Here is a 13,910-nt window from a genome sequence, read left to right as displayed (position 1 = left end):
CGTACTGATACACCGCGGGCATAGTTTTTAAGAATGCTGCGCATCCGATCGGGGATAAATCCCCTCGCCACAATTGGGGCTGGCATTACTCTTGCGCCGACCCACGATTTATTAGAGAACCCCCTTGGCCCACCCCGCCCAACGCCGCTGGTACCCCATCGTCCTCGCCATTGCCGCGCTGGTGCTGCTGCCCCTGAGTGTCCTGCTGCTGTCGTGGCAGACCATTGATCAGCAAATCTGGTCGCACCTGTGGCAAACCCAGATGCCGCGCCTGCTGGGCAATACCCTGACGCTGGTGCTGGGCGTTGGCGTCGGCGTGACGCTGCTCGGCGTCAGTCTGGCATGGCTCACCAGCCTCTGCGAATTCCCCGGGCGGCGCTGGCTCGACTGGGCGCTGATGCTGCCGTTCGCCATTCCGGCCTACGTGCTGGCGTTCGTCTTCGTCGGCCTGCTGGACTTCGCCGGCCCGGTGCAAACCCTGTTGCGTGAGTGGTTCGGCAGCGGCCTGCGCCTGCCGCGTGTGCGCTCCATCGGCGGGGTGATTGTGGTGCTGGTGCTGGTGTTTTATCCCTACGTCTACCTGCTGGCGCGCACCGCGTTCCTGGCGCAGGGCAAAGGCCTGATGGAAGCGGCGCGGGTCCTCGGGCAATCGCCCTGGCAGGCGTTCTGGCGGGTGGCGTTGCCGATGGCGCGGCCGGCGATTGGTGCCGGTGTGGCGCTGGCGCTGATGGAGACATTGGCGGATTTCGGCGCGGTGTCTGTGTTCAACTTCGACACCTTCACCACCGCGATCTACAAGACCTGGTACGGCTTCTTCAGTTTGCCGAGCGCGGCGCAACTGGCGAGCCTGTTGCTACTGGTGGTGATGCTGGTGCTTTACGGCGAGCGGCGTGCGCGTGGCGCCAACCGGGCGAGCAACGAACGGCCGCGGGTCAAGGCGCTGTATCACTTGCAGGGACTCAAGGCGTTCGCGGCGACCGGCTGGTGCGCTCTGGTCTTTGCCTGTGCGTTCGTGATTCCAGTCCTGCAACTCATTGTGTGGTTCTGGCAGCGCGGGCGCTTTGATCTCGATGAGCGCTACGCCGGACTGATCCTGCACACCTTGTACCTGGGTGGCATGGCAGCCTTGATCACCGTCAGCGTCGCGCTGCTGCTGGCTTTTGCCCGACGACTGGCGCCGACCCGGGCGATCCGTTCCGGAGTCAGTCTGGCCAATCTCGGTTATGCGTTGCCGGGTTCGGTGCTGGCGGTGTCGATCATGCTGGCGTTCAGTTATCTCGATCGCGAACTGGTGATTCCGCTGTCGGGCTGGCTCGGTGGCGCCGGCAAACCGCTGCTGCTGGGCAGTCTGGCGGCGTTGCTGATGGCCTATCTGGTGCGTTTCATCGCCGTGGCGTACGGGCCGCTGGAAAACAGTCTGGCGCGTATACGGCCTTCATTGCCCGAAGCAGCACGTAGTCTGGGGGTCAGTGGGCCGCGACTGTTTTTCAAAGTGTATCTTCCGCTGTTGCTGCCTGGCACGTTGAGCGCGGCGTTGCTGGTGTTCGTCGATGTGCTCAAGGAAATGCCCGCGACCCTGCTGATGCGCCCGTTTGGCTGGGACACGCTGGCGGTGCGGATCTTCGAAATGACCAGCGAGGGCGAGTGGGCACGGGCGTCGCTGCCGGCGCTGACCTTGGTGTTGGTCGGCCTGTTACCGGTCATTGGCCTGATCCGCCGCTCGGCGCACCGAAACACTTAGTAGTGAGTCCTGAATCATGCGGCTACAATGCGCGGCATTCGGTGCGGTTCGTCTGACAGACCCGTTCGCTGAAATCGGCTGAAAGCCTTCTATTTCGCGGCTTTCATCCCGTACAGCGGCTGTCCGCACCTTCGCCACGCCCGGAAGGAGAAACCCATGGGACAGCGTACGCCTCTGTATGACCTGCATCTCGCCCTCGGCGCGAAGATGGTCGATTTTGGCGGTTGGGACATGCCACTGCATTACGGCTCGCAGGTCGAGGAACACCATGAGGTGCGCCGCGATTGCGGGGTGTTCGATGTTTCCCACATGACCGTGATCGATGTCGCCGGTGTCCAGGCCAAGGCCTGGCTGCAGCATTTGCTGGCCAATGACGTCGAGCGCCTGCATCGCCCCGGCCGCGCGCTCTACAGCACGATGCTCAACGAGCGTGGCGGCATCGTCGACGACATGATCGTCTATCGCCTCGAAGACCGTTATCGTCTGGTATTCAACGCCTCCACTCGCGACCAGGATCTGGCGTGGATGCAGGCGCAGGTCGCCGGTTACGACGTGCAATTGCATGAGCGTCAGGATCTGGCGATGCTCGCCATTCAAGGCCCGCAGGCCCGGCAGAAAATTGCCGAACTGGTGACCCAGTCCCGCGCCGAACTGATCAAACATCTCAAACCGTTCGAAGCTCACGTCGATGGCGACTGGTTCATCGCCCGCACCGGATATACCGGTGAGGATGGCCTGGAAATCGCCTTGCCGGCCGAGCAAGCGCCGGGATTTTTCAACGATCTGGTCGGTGCCGGCATTTCGCCGATCGGCCTCGGCGCCCGCGACACGCTACGGGTCGAGGCAGGGATGAACCTCTACGGCCAGGACATTCATCAGGATGTCTCGCCGCTGGCGTCCAATATGGCCTGGAGCATCGCCTGGGAACCGGCCTCGCGGCAGTTCATCGGGCGTGCTGCGCTGGAAGCGGAAAAAGCCGCCGGCGTTGCGCACAAACTGGTGGGGCTGGTGCTTGAGGAACGCGGTGTTTTACGCGCCCATCAGGTGGTTCGTATCGCCGATGTTGGCGAAGGAGAGATCACCAGTGGTAGTTTCTCTCCTACGCTGAGCAAATCGATTGCCCTGGCGCGTGTACCGATGGCCACCGCCGACCGCGCCGAAGTGGAAATCCGTGGCAAGTGGTATCCGGTACGAGTGGTCAAACCGACCTTCGTGCGCCATGGCAAAACCTTGATCTAACCTTTTCCGGCGGGCCTGACCGCTGACAATTTTTTGAGGACACCAAGCATGAGCAATATCCCCGCCGAACTGCGTTTTGCCGAAAGTCATGAGTGGGCGCGTCTGGAAGCCGACGGCACCGTTACCGTGGGCATCAGCGATCACGCGCAGGAAGCACTGGGCGATGTGGTGTTCGTCGAGTTGACTGAAGTGGGCAAGGTGTTTGCTGCTGAGGATCAAGCTGGCGTGGTTGAGTCGGTGAAAGCGGCCTCCGATATCTACTCGCCGATTGCCGGCGAAGTCATCGCCGTCAACGAAGAGCTGAGCGGCTCTCCGGAATTGCTGAACTCCGATCCGTACGGGGCGTGGATCTTCAAGCTCAAGCCAGCCAACGCTGCTGATCTGGACAAGCTGCTGGACGCCGCCGGCTACAAGGCTGCAATCGGCGAATAATCCTCGCTCTGTAGGAGCTGCCACAGGCTGCGATCTTTTGATTTTGTTTTTGAAGCAAGATCAAAAGATCGCAGCCTGCGGCAGCTCCTGCAGGCATGGCGGTTCAGGGCTTCAATACGGCTTTGACTGCCGCCACTGAACGCTCGACGTCGTCCTTGGTCATGCTGGTGAACATCGGCAACGACACAATCAATCGTCCGACCCGTTCGGCCACCGGCAACATCCCTTCCTTGAAACCGCGCTCGCGGTACAGACTCAACAAGTGAATCGGCGGGTAGTGATAGCCGATGCCGATGCCTTTGGCCTGCATCTGTTCCATGAACGTGGCCCGCGCCGGCAAGCCGTCCTTGCGCTCCGGCAGCACCAGCTGGAACAGATGCCAGTTGCTGTGGGTGAAATCCGCTGGCGGCAATTGCGCGCCATAGGTCGCTTCGAAGTCATCGCCAAAGCATTTGAAGTAGTGACGGGCCAGTTCCTGACGATGGGCGGTCAGCGCCTCGATATGGGCGAATTGGCCCAGACCGATGGTCGCGGCGACGTCGGTCATGTTGAACTTGCCGCCGAGCACATCAACGTCGAGACCGTCGAAGCCGTTGCGGGTCACGCCTTGCAGGCGATATTTCTCCGCCAGCCGCGCTTCTTCCGCAGTGTTCAGCACCAGACAGCCGCCTTCGGAGCAGGTCACGTTCTTGTTGGCCTGGAAACTGAACGACACGAAGTCGCCAGTGGCGCCGATGCGCTGGCCATTCCAGCTCGAACCCAACGCCTGCGCGGCGTCTTCGACAATCCGCAGATTGTGTTTGCGCGCGATGGCATATAGCCGATCCATGTCCACCGGCAGGCCGGCGAGGTACACCGGAATCAGCGCTTTGGTGCGCGGGGTGATCGCTGCTTCGAGCTTGTCCAGATCAATGTTGCGGGTCACCGGGTCGATGTCGGCGAACACCGGCGTGGCGCCGACTTCGAGGATCACGTTGGCGGTGGCGACCCAGGAAATCGGCGTGGTGATCACTTCGTCACCCGGGCCGATGCCGGCGATGCGCAGGGCGATTTCCATGGTGCAGGTGCCGGAGTTGAACGTGCGCACCGGGCGCCCGCCGAAGTATTCCGACAGCTGTGCTTCAAAGGCCTGTACCTTCGGCCCGCTGGTGATCCAGCCGGAGCGCAGCACGTCGCCGACGGCGGCAATCGTGGCTTCATCGATGACAGGTTTGGAAAACGGCAGGAACGGCAGTTGGCTCATGAGGGTTCGATCATCCGCAAGTTGGACGCCTGATGCAGGCGCTACAGCATGCCCCGGAACACCCGGCGCCGCCAAGCCGTGCGCGTCGGGATCGGCTGCTATGCTGGTTTGACCGTGTTGCATTGACGCCGAGCGCCAGCCAAGAGAGAGCCTGTCATGTCCCAGTTGCCATCCTTGAGCCAGTTACGCGACCCCGAAGCCTTCCTGCGCCGCCATTTGGGGCCCGATGCCGCCGAACAACAGGCGATGCTCGATAGCCTGGGCCTCGGCAGCCGGGTCGAACTGATCGAGCAGACGGTGCCGCCGGGCATTCGGTTGAACCGGGCGCTGGATTTGCCGCCGGCCCTTGATGAGCAGGCGGCGCTGGCCAAGCTGCGCGGTTATGCCGAGCAGAATCAGGTGTGGACCAGTCTGATCGGCATGGGCTACTACGGCACGCTGACGCCGACCGTCATTCTGCGTAACGTGCTGGAAAATCCTGGTTGGTACACCGCGTACACCCCGTATCAACCGGAGATTGCCCAAGGCCGTCTTGAGGCGCTGCTGAATTTCCAGCAACTGACCATCGACCTCACCGGGCTGGAACTGGCCAACGCCTCGTTGCTCGACGAAGCTACCGCTGCGGCGGAAGCCATGGCCCTGGCTAAACGCGTGGCGAAGTCGAAGAGCAATCTGTTCTTCGTCGACGAAAACTGTCATCCACAGACCATTTCCGTGGTGCAGACCCGCGCCGAAGGCTTCGGCTTTGAGCTGATCATCGACGCTGTGGATAACCTCGGCCAGCATCAGGTATTCGGCGCATTGCTGCAGTATCCCGACACCCACGGCGAGATTCGTGATTTGCGTCCGGTCATCGATCAACTGCACGCGCAGCAGGCGCTGGCCTGCGTGGCCACGGATCTGCTGAGCCTGTTGCTGCTGACGCCACCGGGTGAACTGGGCGCTGACGTGGTGTTCGGATCATCCCAGCGCTTTGGCGTGCCGATGGGCTACGGTGGCCCGCACGCGGCTTTTTTTGCCAGCCGTGAGGCGTACAAACGGGCGATTCCGGGGCGGATCATCGGCGTGTCGAAAGACGCCCGCGGCAACGTTGCATTGCGCATGGCCCTGCAAACCCGCGAACAACACATTCGCCGCGAGAAGGCCAATTCGAACATCTGCACCGCGCAGGTGCTGCTGGCCAACATCGCCAGTTGCTACGCGGTGTATCACGGGCCGCAAGGCTTGAAACGGATAGCGCAGAGGGTGCATCGGCTGACCTGCATTCTGGCGGCAGGCCTTGAACGCCATGGTATTACGCGAGTCAACGGGCAGTTTTTCGACACCCTCACGCTGGAGGTCGGCGGCGCGCAGAGCGCAATCATCGACAGCGCCAGGGCTGCGCAGATCAACCTGCGGATTCTCGGCCGTGGTCGAGTCGGGTTGAGCCTCGACGAGACGTGCGATGAAAGCACGGTGGCCAAACTGTTCGACGTGCTGCTCGGTGCCGATCATGGTTTAAACGTCGAGCAACTCGATGCAGAAACGTTGGTTTCAGGCATCCCCGACAGCCTCCAGCGCAAGACGCCTTACTTGCGCCATCCGGTGTTCAACGCACATCACAGCGAAACCGAGATGCTGCGCTACCTCAAGCAACTGGAGAACAAGGATCTGGCGCTCAACCAGTCGATGATCCCGTTGGGTTCCTGCACCATGAAGCTCAACGCCACCAGTGAGATGATCCCGATCACCTGGCCGCAGTTCGCCAATCTGCACCCGTTCGCGCCTCGGGAGCAGGCAGTCGGATACACCTTGATGATCGAAGAACTGCAGCGCTGGCTGTGCGCGATCACCGGGTTCGATGCGATCTGCATGCAGCCCAACTCCGGGGCTCAGGGCGAGTACGCCGGGCTGCTGGCGATTCGCAAATATCACGAGAGCCGGCAGCAGGGCGCACGGGATATTTGCCTGATCCCGTCCTCGGCCCACGGCACCAACCCGGCCTCGGCGCAGATGGCCGGGATGCGCGTGGTGATCGTCGAATGCGACGAGGCCGGCAACGTCGATCTGGACGACCTGAAAACCAGGGCGGCCGAGGCGGGGGACAAGTTGTCGTGCCTGATGGCGACCTATCCGTCGACCCATGGCGTGTACGAGGAAGGCATCAGCGAGATCTGCGAAGTTATCCACCAGCACGGCGGGCAGGTGTATATGGACGGCGCCAATCTCAACGCGCAGGTCGGGCTGGCGCGGCCGGCGGACATCGGCGCCGATGTGTCGCACATGAACCTGCACAAGACGTTCTGCATTCCCCATGGCGGTGGCGGGCCGGGCATGGGGCCGATCGGCATTCGCGCGCACCTGGCGCCGTTCGTCGCCAGTCATCCGGTCGTGCCGATTGACGGCCCGCTGCCACAGAACGGCGCGGTCAGCGCGGCGCCGTGGGGCAGTGCGAGTATTTTGCCGATCAGTTGGATGTACATCGCAATGATGGGGCCGCAATTGGCGGATGCCAGCGAAGTGGCAATCCTCGCGGCGAACTATCTTGCGCAGCATTTATCCGGCGCATTCCCGGTGCTGTACACCGGGCGCAACGGGCGGGTGGCCCATGAATGCATTCTCGATCTGCGGCCGTTGAAGGCGCAGACCGGGATCAGCGAAGAAGACGTCGCCAAGCGTCTGATGGATTACGGCTTTCACGCGCCAACCATGTCATTCCCGGTGCCGGGGACGTTGATGGTCGAGCCGACCGAGAGTGAATCCAAGGCCGAACTGGACCGGTTTATCGGCGCCATGCTGAGCATCCGTGCAGAAATCACCGAAGTGCAGAACGGCAACTGGCCGGCGGAAGACAACCCGCTCAAGCGTGCGCCGCATACCTTGGCCGATGTCACCGGAGTCTGGGAGCGGCCTTACAGCATCGAGCAGGGCATCACCCCGGATGCACACACCAAGGCGCACAAGTATTGGCCGGCGGTGAATCGGGTGGATAACGTTTATGGCGATCGCAATCTGTTTTGCGCCTGCGTCCCGGTGGACGATTACCGCTGATTTCCAGGTTGTACAACCGTCCAAATGTGGGAGCGAGCCTGCTCGCGAAGGCGTCGTGTCAGAAGACAAAGATGTATCTGACCCACTTTATTCGCGAGCATGCTCGCTCCCGCAGAGGTTGTGGTGAATTCGACATTACGGGCAAAAAAATGCCGCTCGATCGAGCGGCATTTCTGTCGGCGGCGGGCTTATTCGGAAGCCACTGCGTTTTTCGCCAGAATCGCATTCGCCAGTTCCATGTCCGTGGCCTGCAGGCCCGGATTGTCGGCGCGGACTTTCTGCATGGCTGCTTCCAGGTATGGCCCACGAATGCCGCCATCGCTGGCGACGAAGCTGCCGGCGTCGTCCTGCGCGGCAACGATCAGCTTGTGATCCTTGAAGGTCAGGTAGGTCGAACCGGTGGTGGCGCCGGACGAAATGACGTTACGCCAAAAGCTGTCGGCCATCGCTGAACCAACGGGAAGGGACAGCAAGGCAAGGGTGGCGACAGCAAGTTTGAGACGCATGATTGAGTGACTCCTGGGGGTTAACTACGGCGTTGGATAACGATTCCCCGATCCGGTTCCGTAGCGGCCTATTTCTGCTCGCTCTGCGGTGTCACCCGCAGCACCTCTTCAAGGGTGGTCAGCCCTGCCGCGACCTTCTGCGCACCCGACAGGCGCAGGCTGCGCATACCTTCCTTGAAGGCTTGTCGACGGATGGCGGTGAGATCGGTGTCCTGAGTGATGAGGGTTTTGAGGCTGTCGCTCAGTTGCATGATTTCGTAAACCCCGGCGCGCCCGCGATAACCGGTGTCGCGGCACTCGAGGCAGCCGATCGCCCGTTGCGCATTGCCCGGCAGCGGCGCCTGCCAGGGGCGGGTCAGGGTCTGCCAGTCTTCCTCTTCCAGCGTCAGCGGCGCCTTGCAGTGCGGGCACAGGGTACGCACCAGACGCTGGGCCATGACCCCGAGTACCGTGGCCTTGATCAGATAGTGCGGCACGCCGAGTTCGAGTAACCGGCTGATGGCACTGGGGGCATCGTTGGTGTGCAGGGTCGACAGCACCAGGTGGCCAGTGAGCGCCGCCTGAATCGCCATTTCCGCGGTTTCCAGGTCGCGGATCTCGCCGATCATGATGATGTCCGGGTCTTGTCGCATCAGTGCGCGTACCCCGGCGGCGAAACTCAGGTCGATGTTGTGCTGCACCTGCATCTGATTGAACGCCGGCTCGACCATTTCGATCGGGTCTTCGATGGTGCAGAGGTTGATCTCCGGCGTCGCCAGTTTCTTCAGCGTGGTGTAGAGCGTGGTGGTCTTGCCCGAGCCGGTCGGCCCGGTGACCAGGATGATGCCGTTGGGCTGGCGGGTCATGTCCTGCCAGCGGCGCAGGTCATCGGCGGAAAAGCCCAACTGATCGAAGTCCTTGAGCAGCACTTCCGGGTCAAAAATCCGCATGACCATTTTTTCACCAAACGCGGTGGGCAGCGTTGAAAGCCGCAACTCGACTTCGCCACCGTCCGGGGTCTTGGTCTTGACCCGGCCGTCCTGGGGTTTGCGCTTCTCGGCCACGTTCATCCGCCCGAGGCTTTTCAGGCGGCTGACGATCGCCATGGTCACCTGCGGCGGGAATTGATAGACGTTGTGCAGCACGCCGTCGATGCGAAAGCGCACGGTACCCTGTTCGCGGCGCGGTTCGATGTGAATGTCGCTGGCGCGTTGCTGGAAAGCGTACTGGAACAGCCAGTCGACGATGTTGACGATGTGTGCGTCGTTGGCGTCCGGCTCCTGATCGCTGGCGCCGAGGTTGAGCAGTTGTTCAAAGTTGCCGAGGTTGCCGCTTTGCTGATCGGCATTGCTGGCGCCGCTGACCGATTTGGCGAGGCGGAAGAACTCGACGCTGAAGCGCTGGATGTCCACCGGGTTGGCGACCACCCGTTTGATCGGCAGCTTCAGCACGTGAGTCAGGTCGGCTTCCCAAGCGGTGACGTAGGGCTGGGCACTGGCCACGACCACGGCGTCGCGGTCGACCGCCACCGCAAGAATCCTGTGCCGCTGGGCAAAGGCGTAGGACATCAGCGGGGTGATCGCGGCGACGTTGATCTTCAACGGGTCGATACGCATGTACGGCTGGCCGGCCTGCTGCGCCAGCCACAAGGTCAGGCTTTCCAGATCCAGATGTTTACCCGGACGGCTGAGGTCATCCAGCTGCTGGCTGGCAATGAACTCCAGCGGGTGCTGCTGGCCGTGGGTCGCGTGGCGGCGCCGGGCGTTGAGCGCCTGCTCCGCCGAATCCTGGCTGATGAAGCCTTGGGCGACCAATTCACGCAACACATCGTTGAGATCCAGCCAGCGGTCCTGAGTGGCGAGTTGAACGGACATGCGGGCTCCTTTTGAACGACAGTTCGCAAAGGATAGTCGTGGCCCCGCAGACCGTTGGGCCACTACCCGACAAAGCCGTTGCCGGATTTTTCAGCCAACCGCTTGCGCGGGCGTATCCCACGTCGTGTCGGCGTTTTGCAGGTTGACCGAGCAGACGCTGATCAGGTTACGAAGTTTTTCCGCAATCACTTGGGCGCGATGCCAACTGAAACCGCCCATGACGATGTCGATCGACATCAAGTCGTCCATCCGCTGCACATTGACCTGTTCAGGCGTCAGGAACTGCAGCGCGAACAGGTTCAGCACCCGCACCAGCAGATCCGGCTCGGCTTCGGCGAGGATCTGATACTGCGCCAGGCAATGGCTGTTGTTGACGTTCCAGACATCGGCCCGGGTTGGTGCGGTATTCACGGCTTCGAGGTGCGGCATGGCGAGTCTCCAAAAAACACTGGAGAAATTTTTACATTCGGTGCCGGGCATTTCTTGGCTAAGATCGATGTGATTGGCGAATGATCGACCGGTTTGATTCGCATGAATTCATATTTGAGGTTTTTCTATGCACAGCGAGCTGGACAGCTACGACCGCAGGATTCTCGCCCTGCTGCAAGAGGACGCTTCCTTGTCCAGCGCTCAGATCGCCGAGCAGGTGGGCCTGTCGCAGTCACCGTGCTGGCGGCGTATTCAGCGAATGAAGGAGGAGGGGATTATTCGCGGTCAGGTGACCTTGCTTGATCGCAAGAAGATCGGCCTGAACACGCAGATCTTCGCCGAAATCAAGCTCAACGCCCACGGGCGGTCGAACTTCACCGAATTCACCGAGGCGATTCGCGGTTTTCCGGAGGTTCTGGAGTGCTACGTGCTGATGGGCGCGGTAGATTTTCTGTTGCGGATTGTCGCGGCGGACATCGAGGCGTATGAGCGGTTCTTTTTCGAGAAACTGTCGCTGGTGCCGGGGATTCAGGAAGTGAATTCGATTGTGGCGCTGTCGGAGATCAAGTCCACCACCAGCCTGCCGGTAATGCGCTGATGGCCTCTGTGGCGAGGGGATTTATCCCCGATGGGTCGCGAAGCGGCCCCGCTTTAGTCGAAAGCAGGGACTGCTGCGCAGTCCATCGGGGATGAATCCCCTCACCACACAGTCATCACATACGCAGCAGCATTTTCCACGCACGATTCTGATAAACCGCAATCGCCTGCTGCTTGCGCGCATCGAGCAGTTCGTCAGTGATGGTCGGTTCGTTGGCCAGTTGTGCCAGTTTGTTCAGTTCGCCGTACAGGCGATCCATTTCCGCGATCTCCAGTACGTTGCGCGCGTGGTGCAGCCAGACCTGGATGCGCTCGATGCGCGGCAGTTGTTCGGCCAGATCTTCCGGTTGCTGCTGATAGCGCTGCAATTGCAGGGAGGTGGCTTCTTCGCCCAGCAGGCGCGGCAGCCAGCTGTGCAGTTGCGCGGCGCCCTGGCGGTTGCCGCGGGTGTTGCGCTCGGCGGTCCAGGCGCGGGCCAGCAGCCAGCGTGATGCGGTCAGCGAGAACAGGCCCCAGCGCGGGTCTTCCAGTTCTTCGAGGAATTGCTCCGGCGCCGCCTTGCGCACGTCTTCGTCTTCGATGCCGACCTGAACCAGCGGGCGCCAGTCTTCGAGCAATGCGTCCAACGCCACGCGCAGGTCGTGAGTGGCCGGACGCGGTGCGGCCTGGCCGAGGCTGCTGAGCAGGGCGCGCATTTCGGCGAGGTTCTCGACCCAGTCCTGCAGCAGGCGCCAGTGGCCATTGAAGCGATATTGTTCGGCCAGACGCTGGCTGCTGCCGAGCAAGTGCCAGGCCAGTGCGGCGAAGGCGTCGTCGAGTGGGGTTTCCAGGGTCAGTTGCGGCGCCGGCAGGCTCAGCGAGTAGCTGTTGGCGTCGTACAGACGGTAGCCGCGCTCGGCCTTGCTGATGTCGCACGGCATCAGGGCCAGGGTTTCGGCCAGCTCGGCGGCCAGTTCCAGCAGTGCGGCCGGCTCGCCTTCGCGCAGTTCCAGTTCCAGCTCGCAGATTTCTTCTTTCTGTTTGCCGACCACCACATGACCGAGGTCCAGCGCAGCTTCGATGACCACTTTGGCCTTGCCGCGGCCCCAGGCGATTTCCGCACGCTCGCGGACGAAATCGGTGGTGAAGATCGGTTTCAGGGTTTTCTTGTCCAGCTTGGCCAGCGACTCGGGCCAGCATTCGCCGTCGAGTTTCTTCACGTCGAGCTTGGCTTTGGGCAACTTCCAGTCGTATTCATTACGCTCGGACAGACCGGCAACACTCTGGCCGCGGGTCTTGAGGGTCTGAATCACTTCGTCACCGTCCTTGCGCAGGCGCAGGGCAACTTTGGCCTGGGCCAGGTCGCGCTCGGGGGTGTCGAAGTACTGGTTCATCAACTCACGGCGTTCCCAGCCATTTTTGTTGCGTTTTTTCAGTAGCGGGTGCTCGCGCAGGGCGGCGAGGGTTTCGCGGCTGACGCGGAGTTTGATTTCGGTTTCTTTCTGCATGGCCGGAAAATCCAGGATCGGGAGCGCAGCCGGGGGAATGTGTGGCTGCCAAGGCCGTGCAGTGTACAGGACTCAAACTTCCTACGCCCTGCGGCGGTTTATTCCTGGCGCCGGATGGCTCTATGATGGACTTCAAATCGGAGTTGGAGTCAGCGATGCCTTTGCCGTCCATGCAAGACCAGTTCGCTGCACTGATCGCCGCACCGTCGGTCAGCTGCACCCAACCGGGCCTGGATCAGTCCAACCGGGCGGTGATCGATTTGCTCGCCGGCTGGCTGGGTGATCTGGGCTTCAGTTGCGACATCCAGCAGGTCAGCCCCGGCAAATTCAACCTGCTCGCCAGTTTCGGCAGTGGCCCCGGCGGCCTGGTCCTGGCCGGGCACAGCGATACCGTGCCTTATGACGATGCGCTGTGGCAGACCGATCCGCTGAAGCTCACCGAAGTTGACGGCCGCTGGGTCGGGCTGGGCAGTTGCGACATGAAGGGCTTTTTCGCGCTGATCATCGAGGCCGTGCAGCCGCTGCTCGATCAACCGTTCAAGCAACCGCTGCTGATTCTCGCCACCTGTGATGAAGAAAGTTCGATGTCCGGTGCCCGCGCCCTGGCCGAGGCCGGCAAGCCGCTGGGCCGTGCGGCGGTGATCGGTGAGCCGACCGGGCTCAAGCCGATTCGCATGCACAAGGGCATCATGATGGAGCGCATCGATATCCTCGGACAAAGCGGCCATTCGTCGGATCCGCGTTTGGGGCACAGTGCACTCGAAGCGATGCACGATGCCATCGGCGAGCTGCGCGGTTTGCGCCTGTTGTGGCAGCGTGAATTCAACAATCCGCAGTTCAGCGTGCCGCAACCGACGATGAACTTCGGTTGTATTCATGGCGGCGACAACCCGAATCGCATCTGTGGCCAGTGTTCGCTGGAGTTCGACCTGCGTCCGTTGCCGGGCATGGACCCGAAAGTGCTGCGTGCGGAGATCCTGCGCAAGCTCAATCCCGTGGCCGAGCGGCACCAGGTGAAGATCGATTACAAACCGTTGTTCCCGGAAGTACCGCCGTTCGAACAAGCCGAAGACGCCGAATTGGTACGCATCGCCGAAAAGCTCACCGGCCATCGTGCCGAAACAGTGGCGTTTGGCACCGAAGCGCCTTATCTTCAGCGCCTTGGCTGCGAAACCATCGTGCTCGGCCCCGGCGACATCGCCTGTGCCCACCAGCCCGGCGAATACCTCGAAATGTCACGTTTGCAGCCTACCGTGCATCTATTGCGGCAGTTGGTTGAACATTACTGCCTGAAGAATTGAACACATCCCTTGTAGGCGCTGCCGAAGGCTCGGGCCGCGTTCGGACGATCTT

11 protein-coding genes are annotated in these 13,910 nt (G+C 61.7%); 6 read left to right on the top strand and 5 right to left on the bottom strand.

Features of this window, described 5'->3' with window-relative positions:
• Nucleotides 1–124: 124 nt before the first annotated feature.
• From GTQ41_RS26510 to gcvH, 3 genes are all read left to right on the top strand, one after another.
• Entirely contained in the window at nucleotides 125–1,741 is a 1,617-nt protein-coding gene (locus tag GTQ41_RS26510) for an iron ABC transporter permease (protein ID WP_047297213.1), read from the top strand.
• A gap of 156 nt (nucleotides 1,742–1,897) precedes the next feature.
• Nucleotides 1,898–2,980 (top strand): glycine cleavage system aminomethyltransferase GcvT, encoded by a 1,083-nt coding sequence (gene gcvT / locus GTQ41_RS26505; protein ID WP_047297212.1) that lies wholly within the window; start codon nucleotides 1,898–1,900, stop codon nucleotides 2,978–2,980.
• A gap of 48 nt (nucleotides 2,981–3,028) precedes the next feature.
• Nucleotides 3,029–3,412: a glycine cleavage system protein GcvH gene (gene gcvH, locus GTQ41_RS26500; protein WP_041072090.1), complete on the top strand. Its 384-nt coding sequence runs from the start codon at nucleotides 3,029–3,031 to the stop codon at nucleotides 3,410–3,412.
• Nucleotides 3,413–3,515: 103 nt separating this feature from the next.
• Here the strand turns inward: gcvH and GTQ41_RS26495 are convergent, their stop codons facing one another.
• Entirely contained in the window at nucleotides 3,516–4,655 is a 1,140-nt protein-coding gene (locus GTQ41_RS26495; RefSeq protein ID WP_047297211.1) for a DegT/DnrJ/EryC1/StrS aminotransferase family protein, read from the bottom strand.
• 156 nt (nucleotides 4,656–4,811) lie between these two features.
• Between GTQ41_RS26495 and gcvP the strand changes: the two genes are divergently transcribed.
• Nucleotides 4,812–7,685, top strand: coding sequence for an aminomethyl-transferring glycine dehydrogenase (gene gcvP, locus GTQ41_RS26490; protein ID WP_047297210.1), 2,874 nt, complete (start codon nucleotides 4,812–4,814; stop codon nucleotides 7,683–7,685).
• A 188-nt stretch (nucleotides 7,686–7,873) separates the two neighbouring features.
• On the opposite strand, the gene GTQ41_RS26485 is transcribed toward gcvP, so the two are convergent.
• The 3 genes from GTQ41_RS26485 to GTQ41_RS26475 all read right to left on the bottom strand — a co-directional run bounded on the left by GTQ41_RS26485 (nucleotide 7,874) and on the right by GTQ41_RS26475 (nucleotide 10,473).
• Entirely contained in the window at nucleotides 7,874–8,194 is a 321-nt protein-coding gene (locus tag GTQ41_RS26485) for a DUF2388 domain-containing protein (RefSeq protein ID WP_169843014.1), read from the bottom strand.
• 65 nt (nucleotides 8,195–8,259) lie between these two features.
• A complete protein-coding gene (locus tag GTQ41_RS26480; RefSeq protein WP_047297209.1) occupies nucleotides 8,260–10,044 on the bottom strand; it encodes a GspE/PulE family protein in 1,785 nt (594 codons plus the stop codon).
• A gap of 90 nt (nucleotides 10,045–10,134) precedes the next feature.
• The gene (locus GTQ41_RS26475) at nucleotides 10,135–10,473 is read right to left on the bottom strand and encodes a hypothetical protein (RefSeq protein WP_047297208.1); all 339 of its coding nucleotides are present in this window, start codon (nucleotides 10,471–10,473) and stop codon (nucleotides 10,135–10,137) included.
• Nucleotides 10,474–10,600: 127 nt separating this feature from the next.
• Between GTQ41_RS26475 and GTQ41_RS26470 the strand changes: the two genes are divergently transcribed.
• Nucleotides 10,601–11,071, top strand: coding sequence for an Lrp/AsnC family transcriptional regulator (locus tag GTQ41_RS26470; RefSeq protein WP_025112016.1), 471 nt, complete (start codon nucleotides 10,601–10,603; stop codon nucleotides 11,069–11,071).
• Nucleotides 11,072–11,186: 115 nt separating this feature from the next.
• Here GTQ41_RS26470 and GTQ41_RS26465 read toward each other — a convergent pair whose 3' ends face one another.
• A complete protein-coding gene (locus tag GTQ41_RS26465) occupies nucleotides 11,187–12,557 on the bottom strand; it encodes an inorganic triphosphatase (RefSeq protein WP_047297207.1) in 1,371 nt (456 codons plus the stop codon).
• 155 nt (nucleotides 12,558–12,712) lie between these two features.
• On the opposite strand from GTQ41_RS26465, the gene argE reads away from it, so the two are divergent.
• On the top strand, nucleotides 12,713–13,858 hold the full coding sequence (argE, locus tag GTQ41_RS26460; protein WP_047297501.1) for an acetylornithine deacetylase: 1,146 nt from the start codon (nucleotides 12,713–12,715) through the stop codon (nucleotides 13,856–13,858).
• Nucleotides 13,859–13,910: the final 52 nt, after the last annotated feature.

Source organism: Pseudomonas sp. AN-B15 (genome assembly GCF_019056475.1).
Classification (GTDB): domain Bacteria; phylum Pseudomonadota; class Gammaproteobacteria; order Pseudomonadales; family Pseudomonadaceae; genus Aquipseudomonas; species Aquipseudomonas parakoreensis.
This window is presented reverse-complemented; position numbering and strand designations above follow the sequence as displayed.